The organism is Bacillus cereus group sp. MYBK195-1, from assembly GCF_051916605.1.
Classification (GTDB): domain Bacteria; phylum Bacillota; class Bacilli; order Bacillales; family Bacillaceae_G; genus Bacillus_A; species Bacillus_A cereus.
Window position 1 is genome coordinate 1,821,722 of the sequence record NZ_JBQAGZ010000001.1, and the last position, 17,160, is coordinate 1,838,881.

Here is a 17,160-nt window from a genome sequence, read left to right on the forward strand (position 1 = left end):
AAGGTGAATAGAATGAATATTTTATGGGATTTTGATGGGACGTTATTTGATACGTATCCTGCATATACAATGATGCTTTCTGAAATATTAGGTGACTCAGTAGAAAAACAAGAAATATACAAAAACTTAAAAATATAATACTCTCATGCAATTCAGTATTATAATATTTCATGCGAGCAGGAAGAAAAAATTAAAGTTTTGAAGGAGAAATTCACGCCAAAAGATATGAAACCTTTTGCAGGTGTCGAAGAGGTTTTGAAATTTGCAGATAAAAATGTGATTATGACCCATAAACATAGGGCAGGGGTTATGAACATTTTAAAATATTACGGCTGGGAAAAATACTTTGTAGATATGGTTACAATTGACGATGGCTTTCCCCGAAAGCCCAACTCTTTAGCTTATAATCATTTACATAAAAAACATAATATTGATTTAGCTATTGGAGATAGAGAATTAGATTTATTACCTGCAAAAGAATTAGGTATTTCAACATGTATGTTTCAAGGTGATTGTGATGTAGCGGATTATTCTTTATCACATTACTCGGAGTTTTTTAAGATAGTGAGTGATAGAGAGTTTTCTTTATAAAAAAAGTTATTAATAAAGACTGAATCTTTCATTTTAAAGGTACAGTCTTTATTTTTTAGAACTCTTTCATTTTATTCCGCAATAACGGGCAGCCTGATTGCTTCAACTAATAATCAGTGGAGGGTGAACAAAACCTCCACTGATTAAAGTTTCACTTTATTTTCTGTATATAATAATTACTAGAGGTTAAAGGATAATCGTCCATCTTTAATAAGGAAGTGGCCAGTTTGTTTTAACCAAATTATGGTTATTCATGTTAATATGAACTCATAGCTATATAGAAGGGGTGGGGTTAGTATGAAAACTGAAATAGTTCCTAAAAAGAAGTATAGTATAATAAGTTATGTATCTTTACTCATCGGCATTTTGTGTTTTCTATTCGTTTTTATAACGCCAACAAGGATAGCCAATGCAGGTAATATAGTTGGAGATTATATTACAATTGCCCTGACAGGTGTAGGTATCATGCTTTCAATAATCACAATGACGAAAAGAACAGAGAAGAAGGGAATTGCTATTCTTTCATTAATACTGTCCTCATCATTTTTTATATTTTGGATCATAGCAATTATCCTATTGTTTACTGGTCAAATTAGTTTTGCGCCGTAATGTGTAATAAAAAGAGTCCTTCTCGTATGATATCGGGTTCAGTTACGGGAGAGAAAATATAAAATAACACACAAATTAGGGATGTAAATCACATATGATTTAGCACCCTTTTTTTATTGTTATTATAGTGTTTAAGCACTTTTATATAGTTAAATAGTGTTCTAAATAAAAAGATAAATGGAAAATTATGTTAAAATAGTTGTAGAGATTATGAAAAAATGTTCTTAAACTAACAGTCAGGTTACTTTAAGAAGGTTTTTTCAAAGGAAATGGTAAATATCATATTTTGAAGGGGTGATTGCAGTGGAGTAAGTGATTTTTTTAATCTTAGTTAAATACTTTGAAGGAAGGCATTTATAACTATAAATACAAAACTAATAATAGTAGAAGGGTTACCTGGATTTGGAAAATCAACCACTGCAAAGCTAATAAATGAAATTCTAATCCAAAATAAAATTGAAGTTGAACTATTTTTAGAGGGAAATTTGAACCACCCAGCCGACTATGATGGTGTATCTTGTTTTAATAAATTTGAGTTCGATAGATTATTATCTAACAGTGGAGGTTTTAAAGAAGTGCTCCTTAAGAAAGTGCTAAAAAAAGGAAGCAATTATTTATTACCATACAGAAAGATAAAAAATGAGTTTGGTGACCAGTTTTCGGACGAATTATTTAACATTATTTTAAAAAATGATATATACGAATTACCATTCGATAAAAATGTTGAATTAATTGCTGACAAATGGAATGACTTTGCTGAAACCGCTCTAGAAGACAATAAGGTTTATATCTTTGAATGTTGTTTCATACAAAATCCATTAACTATTGGGATGATTAAATATGGTGAACAAAAAGAAAAAATAATAAATTATGTAATGAAAGTTGCAAAAATCATAGAGAATTTAAATCCAATGTTATTGTATGTAGAACAAGATAATCTTGAATTTTCATTTAGGAAGGCGTTAAAAGAAAGAACTCCAGAATGGTCCACAGGAATTATTGACTATTACACTAACCAAGGCTATGGGAAAGAACATAACCATTCAGGTGTAGAAGGAGCGATAAAAGTTCTTGAAGCTAGAAGGAATTTAGAATTAGAAATATTCGATATGTTAAAAATGAAAAAAGAAAAAATCAATAATACAAAATATGAAATTGACTCATATAGGTCAATGTTAAAAGATAAGTTAGCCATACAAATGGTGAAATAGCTTTTTACACTAACTGGTGCTTTAGTTGAAGAAGGAAATAAAAACGCTCAGAATATCTTCTGAGCGTTTTAGTTTGTTATTCCTAATGGTTATTAGCATTTTTCTCTTCCTACACTGAACCCATTACTCATATGAAGGACTCTTTTTACTCGGTATCTTCAGGTTGATATTCTAAAATATCCCCCGGTTGGCATTCTAATGCTTTACATATTGCTTCTAAAGTTGAAAAACGGACTGCTTTTGCTTTTCCATTTTTCAAGATAGAAAGGTTAGCCATTGTAATTCCAACCTTCTCCGAAAGTTCTGTTACACTCATTTTTCTTTTTGCTAACATTACATCAATATTAATAATAATTGCCATATTATTCACCTCAGACCGTTAAATCATTTTCTGATTTTATATCTATAGCATCTTTTAATAGTCTTTGGAGAACGGCAGCAAAGACCGCGATTACCATTGAAGCAAAAATCATAATCATTCCGATAATAATAATGCCAGGGGCGTCATCTCTCTCTGCCACGAGATAGAAAAGTGGCATACCTAATACATATAATACACTAATTGCCAATGCGCTGTACTTAATATTTTTTAAAGCTTGAACAGATAGCTCTGAGAATGCGTTATTTTTATCAATATAGTTTAAAAGCTTAAATGTTTGGTACAGTGCGAAGTAATAAGGTATTGCTGTTGCGTATAAATTGATAAATACAAGATATTTAATATATGCAATATCTGGATATAATTCTGCGGCAAAATTTCCTATTTTAGGGACTAAAAAAATGCACATAGCAAGAACGGGGATTCCGATCAGAATTACAACGGTCTTTAAAAAGAGTGTGGATCCTTGTTTCATAAAAAGCACCTCATTTATTTAATATCTTATTAATTTAACATGAAATTTATTGTTTAACAATAAATCTTTATTTCTTTTAATCGAGGATTTATTGTTAAACAAGTAATTAATGAAAAGGATGTTAAATCTTTTTTATAAGATAAATGATACATATCGATATTTAATTAAAGAAAGAGAAAGTAACTATTGTTAGCTTTATGAGAATTGGGAACTAATAAAACATATGTAGGTTTTGGTATGGAAAAGGAAATAAGGTGTATTGAAATGAATGCAAAGTTTATGGAGGAACAATCATGTTGAATTATGGTGTGAAGATGAAAAAGTTACTATTGGTGGGAGCTATAATAGTAAGCGTATTAAGTATGGAAAGTATGATGAATTATCATGCGGCCAAAGCTAAGGTGAAAAAAGTAGAACACCAGCCTAAAAATATAATTATGATGGTTATGGACGGAACGAGTTCAACGGCGACAACATTGGCTCGCTGGTATAAAGGGGCACCGCTTACGTTAGATCAAATTGTAACAGGAGGTGTTCGTACGTTTTCGGCGGAATCAGCTATTACAGACTCAGCGCCAGCAGCAACAGCTTTAGCAACTGGAAATAAATCGAATTCAGGATATGTAGGTGTATTACCTTCTATTGTAAGTTCGCCTAGCTTACAGCCAATAAAAGAAGAAGAAAAGTTACGGCCGGTCGCAAACGTATTAGAAGGCGCAAAATGTACTGGTCGTGCAACTGGCATTGTTGCTACATCTGAAATTCAGCATGCTACTCCGGCCGGATTCTCCGCTCACCATGTCAATCGCAAACATTTTGACGTAATTGCGAAGCAGCAAGTATATCAAAATATAGATGTCGTATTAGGCGGGGGAAAAGCGGCGCTGTTACCTATGAAAAGTAATGGAATCCGAAAAGATGGTGAAAATTTAGTAAAGGTGATTCAAGACAAAGGATACGATTTCGTTGAAACGAAAGATGCGTTATTGAACTCCAAATCTAATAAAATTTGGGGCTCTTTCTCACATCATGCTCTTGCGTTTGATATGGATCGTATAGCAACAAATCCAGAACAACCAACACTTTCTCAAATGACAGAAAAAGCAATTCAAACATTATCAAAAGATAAAGATGGCTTCTTTTTATTCGTAGAAGGTAGTAAGCCTGATTGGGCAGCTCATGCTAATGATCCAATTGGGATGATTAGTGATGTATTGGCATTTGATGAAGCGGTAGCAAAGGCGTTACAATTTGCGAAGAAAGATGGGGATACGATGCTCATCGCTTTAACTGATCATGGTAACAGCGGCATCTCTATAGGGAATAGGAATACGACAAAAGGATACAATACTACACCGGTTTCTGCATACATTGATCCATTGAAAAAGGCGAAAATGACACTTGAAGGAACTATAAATAAACTGAAATCTGATTTATCAAATGTAGAAGATGTAGCTAAACTATACGGTTTGGATAATCTAACTCATGATGAAAAAGAAAAATTAAAAGTGGCAAAAAAGAAAATGGATGTAGGACGAATTCTTACTACATTGTTGGCTAATCGTGCAAATATCGGCTTTACGACAGGAGGACATACAGGTGAGGATGTATTCTTACATTCTTATGGACCTCAAAAACCAGAAGGCTTAATCCAAAATACAGACATTGCGAAGACGATGGCGAAAGCGATGGGCTTTAACTTAGAAGAAGTAACGAATAAAATATTTTTAGAGAGTGAACAAGCCTTTAAGAAAATCGGTGCAACTGTAACAGCCGACAAAATCGAAGGAGCAAACCCGTTACTCGTAGTAAAACATAATAAAGTAGAAGCACAATTATTTGGTAACAAAAATATAATTCGTATCAATGGTAAAGGGTATGAATTAAGAAGTATTATTGTAGAGAGTAATGGAAAGTGCTATGTACCAGAAGAAGCAATTCAACTATTTGTAAAGCATTCTCGTTAAAAAATTGCCAACCAGTTAAGCTAACTGGTGGCAATTTTTTGTGTTTATTCTAAATGTAAGTGTTCGAATTGTTTTGTAAAGTTTTCCATATGAGACTTGTATAAATGTTAAAGGGAAATTATATTTTTTCTTACATTAAAAAATTTCATTTTGTAGAATAAGAAGTTATACATATAGTAAAGTCTAATGTGTTATCAATTAATATTTACGAAAAATATATTAATACTTTAGAATTTCTTTAATGTTCATTATTTTTTATTTAAGGTTATCCGTTATATTTATAATATGTTTATTTCAATTTATTGTATTGAAGCTCAGTTTTATATAATTATAAAGCAATCATCAAAATAAAATCTCCACTAGAGTAAATTTATTATTTTTTTGCGGAAATTATTATGCATCTAAGAAAACTGTAGTTTATTGGATTAGAAATATATTAGAATTTACTTGAAGAAAGAGAGAGGGAATAAAATGAATATAGTGCACTTACGTCCTAAACAGCGGTCTAAGTATCGCATTATGCTAGGGAAGTGGTATTACTCTACAAAGAGGTACATTCAGTGGTTGGCAGATGGAAAAACATATGCAAAAAGGTTCCAACAAGAAAAGCTACCTTGTACAGCAATTCAGCACCGAACGATATTACTTCGTAAGCTCAAAGATGTAGATATGTGGTATCAACAGAATAAGGTTGTTAATTTGAAAATTGCTGTTAAAAAACTAAATGGTATCGTCATTAGACCGGGAGAAACATTTTCTTACTGGCGTTTAATAGGTAAGCCAACGAGGAAAAAAGGGTATGTAGAAGGTATGGTATTACATTACGGATCTTTTCAAACAGGTATTGGAGGAGGTCTTTGTCAGCTTTCGAATTTAATATATTGGATGACTTTACATACACCACTGACAGTAACAGAACGATATCGTCATAGCTTTGATGTCTTTCCTGACTCTAGGCGAACTCAACCATTTGGGAGTGGGGCGACTTGTTCCTATAACTATTTGGATTTACAAATTAAAAATGAAACGGACCAACCGTATCAACTTCACCTTTATATGACAGATGAACATTTAGTTGGTGAATGGAGAACAGTCTATCCGCAACTTTATCAATATGAAGTGTATGAGAAAGAACACTCAATTCAACCTGCATACTGGGGCGGTTATATACGACATAATGTGATTCAACGTAAAGTATATAATCAACAGAAACAGTTAATAGAAGATCAATATGTAACAGAGAATCACGCTATAATGATGTACGAACCACTATTAGCTTGTGATAATGAGAATAGTGAGTAATATGGTAACCTATAGATTAAATAGTATTGAAAATATTTAATTCTTATTTTTATAAAAAAGTATGAATCCCAGATTTACTGGATTTTGATTGTAACTAAGAACATATAAAAGTTCACTGTTATTTATAGGAGAGTCTGTTTGTTTTTATATCTTATGTATTTCACCCTGCATAAAAAAATATTTCTCAACATTTTATTTGTTGAAAAAGATTGAATATTCGTATTATAACGAATATTATGTTATTATCGGCAAAAAACGATAATTTGCAGGCACTGGGGAGGAAATACATTGAAAAAGAAAAAGAAATTAAAACCATTAGCGGTATTAACAACAGCAGCGGTACTAAGTAGTACGTTTGCTTTTGGAGGTCACGTAGCGTATGCTGAGACACCAACATCATCTCTACCAATAGATGAGCACTTAATACCGGAGGAGCGTTTGGCTGAAGCGCTAAAACAACGGGGGGTAATTGATCAATCTGCATCACAAGCGGAGACTTCAAAGGCTGTCGAAAAATATGTTGAGAAAAAGAAAGGGGAAAATCCTGGGAAAGAAATCTTAACGGGAGATAGTCTTACGCAAGAAGCCTCTGACTTTATGAAAAAAGTAAAAGATGCAAAAATGAGGGAAAATGAACAGGCGCAGCAGCCTGAAGTAGGCCCAGTAGCTGGACAAGGTGCAGCATTGAACCCTGGGAAATTAAATGGAAAAGTACCTACTACATCAGCGAAGCAAGAAGAATACAATGGAGCTGTTCGAAAAGATAAAGTACTTGTTTTACTTGTAGAATTTAGCGATTTTAAGCATAACAATATTGATCAAGAGCCAGGATACATGTATTCTAAGGACTTTAATCGTGAACATTATCAAAAAATGTTATTTGGTGATGAACCATTTACTTTATTTGATGGATCGAAAATTAACACATTTAAGCAATATTATGAAGAACAATCTGGTGGTAGCTATACAGTTGATGGGACTGTAACAGAATGGCTTACTGTTCCAGGAAAAGCATCAGATTATGGTGCTGATGCGGGTACTGGGCATGATAACAAGGGGCCTTTAGGACCAAAAGATTTTGTGAAAGAAGCATTAAAAGCAGCGGTAGCAAAAGGAATCAATTTAGCAGACTATGACCAATTTGATCAATACGATCAAGATGGTGATGGAAATAAAAATGAGCCAGATGGCATTATTGATCATTTAATGGTTGTACATGCTGGCGTTGGTCAAGAAGCTGGCGGCGGTAAATTGAAAGATGATGCGATTTGGTCACATCGTTCAAAACTAGGTTCAAAACCATATGCAATTGATGGCACGAAATCTTCTGTTTCGAACTGGGGCGGAAAGATGGCTGCATATGATTATACAATCGAGCCTGAAGACGGAGCAGTTGGTGTGTTTGCACATGAGTATGGCCATGATTTAGGCTTACCAGATGAATATGATACAAAGTACTCAGGACAAGGTGAACCTGTTGAGTCATGGTCTATTATGAGTGGTGGTAGCTGGGCTGGAAAAATTGCAGGAACAGAGCCAACGAGTTTCTCGCCACAAAATAAAGAGTTTTTCCAAAAGAATATGAAGGGGAACTGGGCGAATATTCTTGAAGTAGATTATGACAAACTTAGCAAAGGAATCGGTGTTGCAACATATGTAGATCAAAGTACTACAAAATCTAAACGACCTGGAATTGTTCGTGTTAACTTGCCGGACAAAGATATAAAAAATATCGAATCAGCGTTTGGTAAGAAGTTCTATTACAGTACAAAAGGAAATGACATTCATACAACACTTGAGACACCAGTATTTGACTTAACAAATGCAAAGGATGCTAAGTTCGATTATAAGGCATTTTACGAACTTGAAGCGAAGTATGATTTCCTTGACGTATATGCGATTGCAGAAGATGGAACGAAGACACGCATTGATAGAATGGGCGAAAAAGATATAAAAGGCGGCGCGGATACAACTGATGGTAAGTGGGTTGATAAATCATACGATTTAAGCCAATTCAAAGGAAAAAAAGTAAAACTGCAATTTGAGTACTTAACAGATATTGCAGTAGCTTATAAAGGATTTGCGTTAGATAATGCAGCCTTAACTGTAGATGGAAAAGTTGTTTTCTCTGATGATGCAGAAGGTCAGCCAGCAATGACGCTAAAAGGCTTTACTGTGTCTAATGGATTTGAACAGAAAAAACATAATTACTATGTAGAGTGGAGAAATTACGCTGGGTCTGACACTGCGTTACAACATGCACGTGGCCCAGTGTTTAATACAGGAATGGTTGTATGGTATGCGGATCAAAGCTTTACAGATAACTGGGTAGGCGTTCATCCAGGTGAAGGGTTCTTAGGAGTAGTAGATTCTCATCCAGAGGCAATTGTAGGGACATTAAACGGACAACCTACTGTGAAGAGCAGTACACGTTATCAAATTGCCGATGCGGCATTCTCATTTGATCAAACGCCAGCATGGAAAGTAAATTCACCAACACGCGGTATCTTCGATTATAAAGGATTACCAGGAGTGGCAAAATTTGATGATTCTAAGCAATACATCAACAGCGTTATTCCTGATGCAGGACGTAAGTTACCGAAGCTAGGACTGAAGTTTGAAGTGGTAGGCCAAGCTGAAGACAAGTCTGCAGGTGCAGTTTGGCTTCATCGATAAAATAAGGTAAAAAGAAGAGAAGCTGCGATAAGTCGGTGAAACTGACTGATTGCAGCTTTTTTCTTCTTGTGAAAAAACTCGCTGTTTTTTATGTACTTATTGGAAAAATACGAAGTTTCTTTGATACATAAAATGTTCCGTCTGTCCAATTATAGAAGCTATTTTGGACGTAAGAAATTTGTAAGTAATGAGTAAGAAAAAAGAGATTTTCATAGTATAAAATATTTATTATAGCTACTTTTAACACCTGATACTAATAGTGTGCTATAATATGAATTAGCAACAAAAAGGAAAGGAATTAGAACAATGACCTTAGAAAATACTAAAAATTTAAAAAAACAAGTTGCTCCTTTTGAAAAATCAACGATTAAAAAAAGTGTTTGGCAACTGATTAACACAATCGTGCCATTTATTATTTTATGGTACCTTGCTTATAAAAGTTTGTCAGTTTCTTATTGGTTAACATTAGTTCCAGCACTGTTAGCCGCTGGATTTATGACAAGGATTTTCATTATTTTTCATGATTGTACCCATTATTCATTCTTTAAAAGTCGACGTGCAAATAGAATAGTTGGAACGTGTATGGGTGTTTTAACATTATTCCCATTTGATCAGTGGGGGCATGAGCATTCTATTCACCACGCTACGAGTGGTAATTTGGATAAGAGGGGTACAGGGGATATTTGGACGCTTACAGTAGATGAATATGTAGCAGCACCATTTAGACTCCGTTTAGCATATCGTTTATATCGCAATCCATTCGTTATGTTTGGGTTAGGCCCGATTTATGTTTTCTTGCTTAAAAATAGATTTAACCGAAAAGGTGCTAGAAAAAAAGAACGTATGAACACTTATTTAACGAATATTTTAATCGTTGCTATTATAGGGATGCTTTGCTGGGCAATTGGATGGCAATCGTTTCTTTTAGTACATGGTTCTATATTTTTAATAGCAGGTTCAATAGGGATTTGGCTGTTTTACGTACAGCACACATTCGAGGATTCTTATTTTGAAGAAGATAAAGAGTGGGAATATGTGAAAGCGGCAGTGGAGGGAAGTTCTTTTTATAAACTTCCAAAAATTTTGCAATTTCTAACGGGTAATATTGGATTTCATCATGTTCACCATTTAAGTCCAAGAGTACCTAACTATAAACTAGAAGAGGCACACAACAATACCCTTCCTTTAAAAAATGTACCAACGATTACGCTTGCTACAAGCTTGCGTTCACTCCGTTTCCGTCTTTGGGATGAGAAAAGTAACAATTTTGTTAGCTTTAAAGATGTCAAAAATATAATTAAAAATAATGTTTCTGTTCGGGTGAAATCTGAACTATAATTGCATCGTATATAAAATTCCCCTTAATCATTTTCGATTTAAGGGGAGTTTTTGTTTCAAAAGTAGATGCCAGATAAGAAGAAAAATTAAATGATTCAAATTATAATTGAAGCAGATTAGGAATTGCTCGTACGTAAGTACAAATGCAAGATGACAATAAATGCATTATGTTAACAAGTGGAGTTATCATGAATTTTCCATTACGATAACTGTTCATAAATCCGACGAAAATTAATAGCAAAAGGGGGATCGTACAACAGTATATCTAAAAAATTAGAAAAGACTTGAACGGAAATTTCATTCATTTTTCTTGGTGTTCCGCATTCCATACACTTAAATAGGATGCATATTCTAATTCATCTGGATTGTCATGTAACATAGAAATGAATTCTAATTTATTTCTATCACAATCTAGAAAGTATACACTTGCAGCGGGCATCCACCTTTGGACAATTGGCTCTTGATTTCCTTTTCCTTGACTTCCTATCACTTCTATTCCACGCTCCTCTAACCACGCTTTAGAAGTCATTAAAAACTCTAAATTTACACCAAAAGCAAAATGTTTCAGCTCAAAGTCTTCGATATTATTTACTTCCCATAGTCCAAGCATTTGTTTTTTATTTTCTCCGACCCAAAAGAAAGCCACTCTTCTTTTGGAGAGTTTTCTTGCTAACGTTAATCCTAGCTTGTTTTGATAGAAATTTATCGCTTTTTCTAAATTTCTTACATGTAAATGAGTCTCGTATATGTTCTGTATCATTATGATCATTCCTTTCTTTCTTGGTAACTACCAGTTGAGTAATGAATGTAATTCTAATAATGTACAGCTATATCTGATATACCTATTTATTATTATATCGAAATTGAAATACGATAAATCCAACTGAGGTAGCAAGTTCAAATGAAAATTTTACTACTTTTGTAGGAGAAGAGAAAAATCCATTAAATTCAGGTGAACTCATATTTAAATAATGAAAAAAAGACCACACATGAAGTGAAACGCCACGTGTTGTCTTTTTTGTATCGTGCAATATTACGAAGTTTCGCTAATTTTAGTTTCACTTTGAGTGTTAGTTGCAATTCTTTTCTTAACTTTAAAGTGATAGTAGGTATAGCAAAAGATGATAAATGGTACAGTACAATAAATGCCTAGTCTTTGATCTGGGATAAAGATAAGACTTACTAATATAATGCCATACAATCCAAAACCAAGAATTGGTACAAGGGGATAGAGTGGAGTTCTGAACTTCAAGTCTTCTAATTTTCCACCTTCAGCTAAATAGTGTTTGCGGAAAAAGAATTGAGAAACACAAATTGACATCCAAACAATGATTGTTATGACTCCAGAAATGGAAATTAACCATAAGTAAACCGTTTCAGCAGCTACGACGCTTGTTAAAAGAGAAAAAGCAGAAATAGCTATTGTCATGATTAAAGCGTTGAGAGGAATCCCACGTGATGATAATTTCTTTAAAAATGCTGGAGCCATTTCGTTTTTTGATAAAGACCAAAGCATTCGAGTAGCAGCGTATAGTCCTGAGTTTGCAACAGAAAGAACAGCAGTAAGAATAACAAAGTTCATAATATCAGCTGCATATGGAATACCGATATTATCAAAAACAGCAACGAATGGGCTCTTTGTGAGTCCTGCTTCTTCCCAAGGAATTAAAGCAACAAGAACAAAGATTGCTAAGACGAAGAAAAACATTGTGCGCCATATAATATTTCTAATAGAACGAGGTAAAGTTTTTGCTGGATCTTCACTTTCACCTGCTGCGATTCCGACAAGCTCTGTACCTTGGAAGGAATAATTGACTGTAACCATTGTTAATAGAATAGCTGCAAGTCCATTCGGAAATAAACCACCATGATTTACGAAATTTGAAAGGAGTGGAGCTGGTTCGTCGCCTTTTAAATCAATAAAGCCGAACATAGCGGCGCCACCAAGAATTATAAAAGCTATAATGGCAGATACTTTTATACTTGAAAACCAAAATTCTGTTTCTGCATAACTACGAGCAGATAATGCGTTAATAGTAAAGATTGTAACGCCAAATATTAAACACCAAACCCAAACAGGAATATCAGGAAACCAGCGCTGCATTGTAATACCGGCAGTTGTAAATTCAAGACCGGTCGTATTCGCCCAGCTTAACCAATACAACCATCCGATTGTAAAGCCAGTTGCAGGATTGATGAATTTAGTGGCATATTCCTGGAAAGAACCCGAAACAGGCATGGCTACAGCGAGTTCACCAAGACATAGCATAACGAAATACATTAATAATCCACCGGCCATAAAGGCAAGTACGGATCCACCAGGTCCAGCTTGACTTATTATAAAGCCAGATCCGTTAAATAACCCCGTTCCAATCACACCACCGAGTGCAATCATGAATAAGTGTCTACTTTTCATCGTACGTTTTAATTCATTGTTTGTATTGTTTACTTGCGCCATTGTTTTCCTCACTTTCGTAGTTGATAGAATAAAGTTTGATGTTTTTCCGTATTATGGAATGTATTCCGTGATGTGAAATCTTGTTATAATTTTCAGATAATTAAAAAGAAAAGTCAATATTTTTTTGTTTGCGTTTTCAATTCGTTGTTAGTGATATATTTTTATTGTTAGAAAATTGAATAAATAGATTGATTTCATTTCGAATGTTTGCTAAATTGATAGTTAATTAAACGTACTAACATACTACGAGTAAAGTTGAGGCGAGTTATGGTACAGTCCATTGATCGAGCGATAAGTATTATTAAATTATTGAATTCTACAAATGAAAAAGAGTATTGGGCTATTTCTGATATAGCAGATGGAACACATCTCCCAGTTAGTACAGTACATAGATTACTTAACTCTCTAATGGAGCATGGGTTAGTTACACAAATACCAGAGACAAAACAGTACAAAATTGGACCAATGTGGATGGAAATAGGGTTACGTCAATTGGAGAAGGTAGACTACAGATCAGTTGCAAGAGAAGTGATGAAGCGGTTGGCCTTTGAAGTCGAAGAAAGTGTCTATTTAAATATTCCAAACGGAACACATTCTATTATCATTGAAAGAATTGATAGTCCTTTAAAAATTCGAGTTATCGATAATCTAGGGGAACAAATTCCACTTTCAATTGGTGCCGCAAATAAAACGATGCTTGCCAATATGAAAACGAATGAAATGGAACATATTGTAGAACATTTACTTTCTTCATTACCAGAACAAAAGCAAATTCTTCTTAATCAAATAAAGCAAATAAAAAATGAAGGATATGCTGTCAGTTATGGTGAAAAAACAGAAGGGACAGCTTCAGTAGCTGCACCTATTATCGGATTTAATCATAAAGTAGTAGGAGCATTAAGTGTTGGGTTAATTAGTCATCGTATTAATGATGATCGACTATCTTTTCTTATTAGCAAGGTAAAACAAGCAGCTCATGAAATATCAATAAAAATCGGCAGTACATCAGAACTATAATTTTGATAGCTGTCGTCATTTTTTATTCATATACTGGAATTCGTTTTCATAATGCGGAAAAATAGGGGGATTTATATGTCAAAGTGGCAATCAAAAGAACAATTGATTCAATTATTAAGCAGTCTTGTTGAAATTCCTAGTATTACCGGTTCAGAAGCTGAAGTAATATTGCCAGGCTTTGTTGTGGAACAATTATCTGAATTACAGTATTTCAAAGAAAACCCGCATCATTTACAAAAAAATCCGACAGGGGACGGACGATATTTTGTTACAGCACTAGTAAAGAAAAAAGATAGTACAAAAAATACTGTAATTCTAGTAAGTCACTTTGATGTTGTAGATGTACAAGATTACGGAGTGTGGAAAGAAGATGCATTTAATCCTAAAAAGTTAACATCTATGTTTTATTCTCATAAAGATGAACTTCCAGACCATGTGCGTGAAGATATAGAACATGGGGAATGGCTGTTTGGTAGAGGAACAATGGATATGAAATGCGGTCTAGCATTACAAATGGCAATGATTGAACAAGCATGTGAAGGAAGATTCGATGGGAATGTTCTTTTATTGGCTGTACCAGATGAAGAAGTGAATTCTGTAGGGATGAGGGCCGCTGTTCCGAGACTGTTAGATTTAGCTAGAGAGCATAACTTAGATTATAAAACGGTCTTAAACTCAGAGCCTATGTTTTCAAGACATCCTGGTGACCAAAATAAGTATATTTACACTGGCTCTATTGGTAAAGTGTTACCTGGTTTTCTTTGCTATGGAAAAGAGACACATGTAGGTGAACCTTTTGCAGGCTTAAATGGGAGTTATATGGCTTCATTAATAACAGCAGAATTAGAGTTAAACACAGACCTTTGTGATATTGTAGAAGGGGAAGCGAGTCCTCCGCCAACTAACTTACTTCAAAGGGACTTAAAGGAGGATTATTCTGTACAAATTCCGCATCGTGCAGTTACATTATTTAATTTGTTTTTATTAGAAAAATCAATGATAGATGTAGTTTCATTGTTACGTCAAAAAGTAACGAAAGTAGCAGAGAAAATAGAAGAGTCGTATGAAAAACATGCATATCGTTTTTCTAAATATAATCCATTTATACCACCTAATCTCAAAGTAAATGTATTAACGTATGAAGAGCTTATCACATATGCAATTGAGCAACATGGACAAGAAAAAATAAATCATATTCAATCTAATATTATAAAAAATAGAGAAGATAAAGATGATCGTGCGGTAACGATTGATTTAGTAGATAAATTAGCGATTTTATGTAAAGAAAAGGCACCGATGATTGTACTTTTCTTCGCTCCGCCGTACTATCCAGCTGTGAGTTCACGCAACAATCCTTTAATAAAAGAGGTAGTTGTAGAAATGGAAAAGTATGCACACTACAATCATAAGATTACATTTGAAAACCAAAATTATTTTGGGGGGATTTCAGATTTAAGCTATGTAGGCTTGCAGTATCCACTAGATTCAATGAGTTCGCTTGTAGACAATATGCCATTATGGGATAAAGGTTATTCAATTCCGCTTCAGGAATTAGAAGAGTTTGATGTTCCAGTATTAAATATGGGGCCGGTAGGAAAAGATGCACATCAATGGACAGAACGTCTAGATGTAAACTACGCATTTGAAACACTATTAGATATGTTACCCAAATGCATTGAAAAATTATTAGTTTCTAATAAAATTACACAATCATAGTAGGGAATAGGTAAGGGATAAAACAGAACCTTTAAAGAAAATTCGAATGAAATTATTTTAATATAATTAAAAAGTGGAACGGCCAAGCTCAATTTTATATGAGTTTGGCCGTTTATCATGTAGTGAATTTTTAATTAAAATTATGTGAATTCATAGCTAACGTAATCTCTTTTATAGTTTTATTTTTTAGTTTGACCAGATAGTTCAACAGACTTTTGCGTACAACGCTGCATAGCTGAAATAATCGCTGTTCGTAATCCTTTTTCCTCTAATGTTGCAACAGCTTCTATTGTCGTTCCGCCAGGAGAACAAACCATATCTTTCAATTCACCTGGATGTATTCCTGTTTCTAGTACCATTTTTGCAGAGCCTAACACAGCTTGAGCAGCGAATTTATATGCTTGATTTCTTGGCATACCATCTAGTACAGCAGCATCTGCCATCGCTTCTATAATCATATATACATAAGCTGGTGAAGAACCACTTACAGATGTTACAACATCCATTAATTTTTCACTTACGATCTCTGTTTGACCAAAACTATTGAAAATGTTTAGTACATCTTCTAAATCTTTTTCTGTCACCATTTCATTAGGGCATAATGCAGACATTCCTTCTCCAACAAGAGCAGGAGTATTAGGCATTACTCTTACAACCTTTACTTTTTTATTAAATGCATTTTCAGTACTTTCAATACTTTTCCCAGCAGCGATCGTAACGATGATAGCATCGTTTTTGATTACTTCTTTTATTTCATTAATTATTGATGCGTATAGGTCTGGTTTGATTGATAAAATTAAAATATCAGCATTTTTAGCTACTTTATTGTTGTCGGTAGTTGTAGTTAGCCCATATTTTTCACTAGCATTTTTTAAATTAGCAGTGTTTAAATCTGAACAAATAATTTGATTTGAAGACACTATATTTTTGTTTATCATTCCGCCAATCATAGCCATTCCCATATTTCCGCAACCGATGAATCCAATTTGTTTATCCATAATAACTCAATCTTGCTCCTTTTATAATCAATTATATCGGTTTGATATTATTTTCTTAGAATAAGAATAACATCCCTGTGCAATATAAAGAAACATTCTAAGAGAATATATTCCTTTTTGCAACACTAAAAGATAAAAATTAATTATATTCGACATTATGTAAATATATACACTATAATGTAAGGTTTTATGTTTATGAATATGAGTTAAACTTATATCATTTTGTATTTTCATTCAGTAGGGCAATAATTTCATACAAATAACTTGTGGCTCTATTTATTTTTAAAAATACCTCTTGACACCGAATCGAACTATATCGCATAATATAAAAAAATTAGATTGAAAATCGTTGAAGGGAATTAGTACATATGTCTTCTTGCGAAAGAGAGTGGAATTCACCGGCTGAAAGATTCCTCGTATAGA

At 33.8% G+C, this 17,160-nt stretch carries 13 protein-coding genes, 1 pseudogene and 1 other annotated feature (1 of these 15 running past the window's edge); of the genes and pseudogenes, 9 read left to right on the forward strand and 5 right to left on the reverse strand.

What is annotated here, in order from left to right; translation table 11 throughout:
* Positions 1-12 precede the first annotated feature (12 nt).
* The 3 genes and pseudogenes from ACTFRY_RS09455 (at position 13) to ACTFRY_RS09465 (ending at position 2,411) form a co-directional block, all read left to right on the forward strand.
* Positions 13-591 (forward strand): annotated as a pseudogene (locus ACTFRY_RS09455) (HAD-IA family hydrolase).
* A 297-nt stretch (positions 592-888) separates the two neighbouring features.
* The gene (locus ACTFRY_RS09460; protein ID WP_000845560.1) at positions 889-1,200 is read left to right on the forward strand and encodes a hypothetical protein; all 312 of its coding nucleotides are present in this window, start codon (positions 889-891) and stop codon (positions 1,198-1,200) included.
* Positions 1,201-1,562: 362 nt separating this feature from the next.
* Entirely contained in the window at positions 1,563-2,411 is an 849-nt protein-coding gene (locus ACTFRY_RS09465; RefSeq protein ID WP_098616675.1) for a hypothetical protein, read from the forward strand.
* A gap of 145 nt (positions 2,412-2,556) precedes the next feature.
* Here ACTFRY_RS09465 and ACTFRY_RS09470 read toward each other — a convergent pair whose 3' ends face one another.
* Positions 2,557-2,772 (reverse strand): helix-turn-helix domain-containing protein, encoded by a 216-nt coding sequence (locus tag ACTFRY_RS09470; RefSeq protein ID WP_000974619.1) that lies wholly within the window; start codon positions 2,770-2,772, stop codon positions 2,557-2,559.
* A 10-nt stretch (positions 2,773-2,782) separates the two neighbouring features.
* Positions 2,783-3,265 carry a DUF2975 domain-containing protein gene (locus tag ACTFRY_RS09475; protein ID WP_000809118.1) on the reverse strand — a complete coding sequence of 161 codons (483 nt, stop codon included), beginning with the start codon at positions 3,263-3,265 and terminating at the stop codon, positions 2,783-2,785.
* A 293-nt stretch (positions 3,266-3,558) separates the two neighbouring features.
* Between ACTFRY_RS09475 and ACTFRY_RS09480 the strand changes: the two genes are divergently transcribed.
* The 4 genes from ACTFRY_RS09480 (at position 3,559) to ACTFRY_RS09495 (ending at position 10,548) form a co-directional block, all read left to right on the forward strand.
* Positions 3,559-5,232 (forward strand): alkaline phosphatase, encoded by a 1,674-nt coding sequence (locus ACTFRY_RS09480; RefSeq protein ID WP_000935920.1) that lies wholly within the window; start codon positions 3,559-3,561, stop codon positions 5,230-5,232.
* A 471-nt stretch (positions 5,233-5,703) separates the two neighbouring features.
* Positions 5,704-6,534 carry a VanW family protein gene (locus ACTFRY_RS09485; RefSeq protein ID WP_061664935.1) on the forward strand — a complete coding sequence of 277 codons (831 nt, stop codon included), beginning with the start codon at positions 5,704-5,706 and terminating at the stop codon, positions 6,532-6,534.
* A gap of 288 nt (positions 6,535-6,822) precedes the next feature.
* Positions 6,823-9,210, forward strand: coding sequence for an immune inhibitor A domain-containing protein (locus ACTFRY_RS09490; protein ID WP_086423124.1), 2,388 nt, complete (start codon positions 6,823-6,825; stop codon positions 9,208-9,210).
* 306 nt (positions 9,211-9,516) lie between these two features.
* A complete protein-coding gene (locus ACTFRY_RS09495; RefSeq protein ID WP_000171497.1) occupies positions 9,517-10,548 on the forward strand; it encodes a fatty acid desaturase in 1,032 nt (343 codons plus the stop codon).
* Between the two features lie 301 nt (positions 10,549-10,849).
* On the opposite strand, the gene ACTFRY_RS09500 is transcribed toward ACTFRY_RS09495, so the two are convergent.
* The gene (locus tag ACTFRY_RS09500; RefSeq protein WP_000615638.1) at positions 10,850-11,308 is read right to left on the reverse strand and encodes a VOC family protein; all 459 of its coding nucleotides are present in this window, start codon (positions 11,306-11,308) and stop codon (positions 10,850-10,852) included.
* Between the two features lie 273 nt (positions 11,309-11,581).
* A complete protein-coding gene (locus ACTFRY_RS09505) occupies positions 11,582-13,006 on the reverse strand; it encodes an amino acid permease (protein WP_000079968.1) in 1,425 nt (474 codons plus the stop codon).
* A 267-nt stretch (positions 13,007-13,273) separates the two neighbouring features.
* On the opposite strand from ACTFRY_RS09505, the gene ACTFRY_RS09510 reads away from it, so the two are divergent.
* Both ACTFRY_RS09510 and ACTFRY_RS09515 read left to right on the forward strand, forming a co-directional pair.
* Positions 13,274-14,023 (forward strand): IclR family transcriptional regulator, encoded by a 750-nt coding sequence (locus ACTFRY_RS09510; protein WP_000250746.1) that lies wholly within the window; start codon positions 13,274-13,276, stop codon positions 14,021-14,023.
* A 51-nt stretch (positions 14,024-14,074) separates the two neighbouring features.
* Positions 14,075-15,739 carry a M20/M25/M40 family metallo-hydrolase gene (locus ACTFRY_RS09515; RefSeq protein ID WP_136986281.1) on the forward strand — a complete coding sequence of 555 codons (1,665 nt, stop codon included), beginning with the start codon at positions 14,075-14,077 and terminating at the stop codon, positions 15,737-15,739.
* A 179-nt stretch (positions 15,740-15,918) separates the two neighbouring features.
* On the opposite strand, the gene proC is transcribed toward ACTFRY_RS09515, so the two are convergent.
* The gene (proC, locus tag ACTFRY_RS09520; RefSeq protein WP_000360727.1) at positions 15,919-16,737 is read right to left on the reverse strand and encodes a pyrroline-5-carboxylate reductase; all 819 of its coding nucleotides are present in this window, start codon (positions 16,735-16,737) and stop codon (positions 15,919-15,921) included.
* A gap of 340 nt (positions 16,738-17,077) precedes the next feature.
* Positions 17,078-17,160, forward strand: a binding site (T-box leader); it runs 128 nt beyond the window's last position.

Coding starts and splice junctions, on each gene's coding strand:
- ACTFRY_RS09500 (WP_000615638.1), bottom strand. CDS start 11,308: ATGATACAGAACATATACGAGACTCATTTACATGTAAGAAATTTAGAA.
- ACTFRY_RS09515 (WP_136986281.1), top strand. CDS start 14,075: ATGCGGAAAAATAGGGGGATTTATATGTCAAAGTGGCAATCAAAAGAA.
- ACTFRY_RS09480 (WP_000935920.1), top strand. CDS start 3,559: ATGTTGAATTATGGTGTGAAGATGAAAAAGTTACTATTGGTGGGAGCT.
- proC (WP_000360727.1), bottom strand. CDS start 16,737: ATGGATAAACAAATTGGATTCATCGGTTGCGGAAATATGGGAATGGCT.
- ACTFRY_RS09470 (WP_000974619.1), bottom strand. CDS start 2,772: ATGGCAATTATTATTAATATTGATGTAATGTTAGCAAAAAGAAAAATG.
- ACTFRY_RS09460 (WP_000845560.1), top strand. CDS start 889: ATGAAAACTGAAATAGTTCCTAAAAAGAAGTATAGTATAATAAGTTAT.
- ACTFRY_RS09485 (WP_061664935.1), top strand. CDS start 5,704: ATGAATATAGTGCACTTACGTCCTAAACAGCGGTCTAAGTATCGCATT.
- ACTFRY_RS09510 (WP_000250746.1), top strand. CDS start 13,274: ATGGTACAGTCCATTGATCGAGCGATAAGTATTATTAAATTATTGAAT.
- ACTFRY_RS09475 (WP_000809118.1), bottom strand. CDS start 3,265: ATGAAACAAGGATCCACACTCTTTTTAAAGACCGTTGTAATTCTGATC.
- ACTFRY_RS09505 (WP_000079968.1), bottom strand. CDS start 13,006: ATGGCGCAAGTAAACAATACAAACAATGAATTAAAACGTACGATGAAA.
- ACTFRY_RS09495 (WP_000171497.1), top strand. CDS start 9,517: ATGACCTTAGAAAATACTAAAAATTTAAAAAAACAAGTTGCTCCTTTT.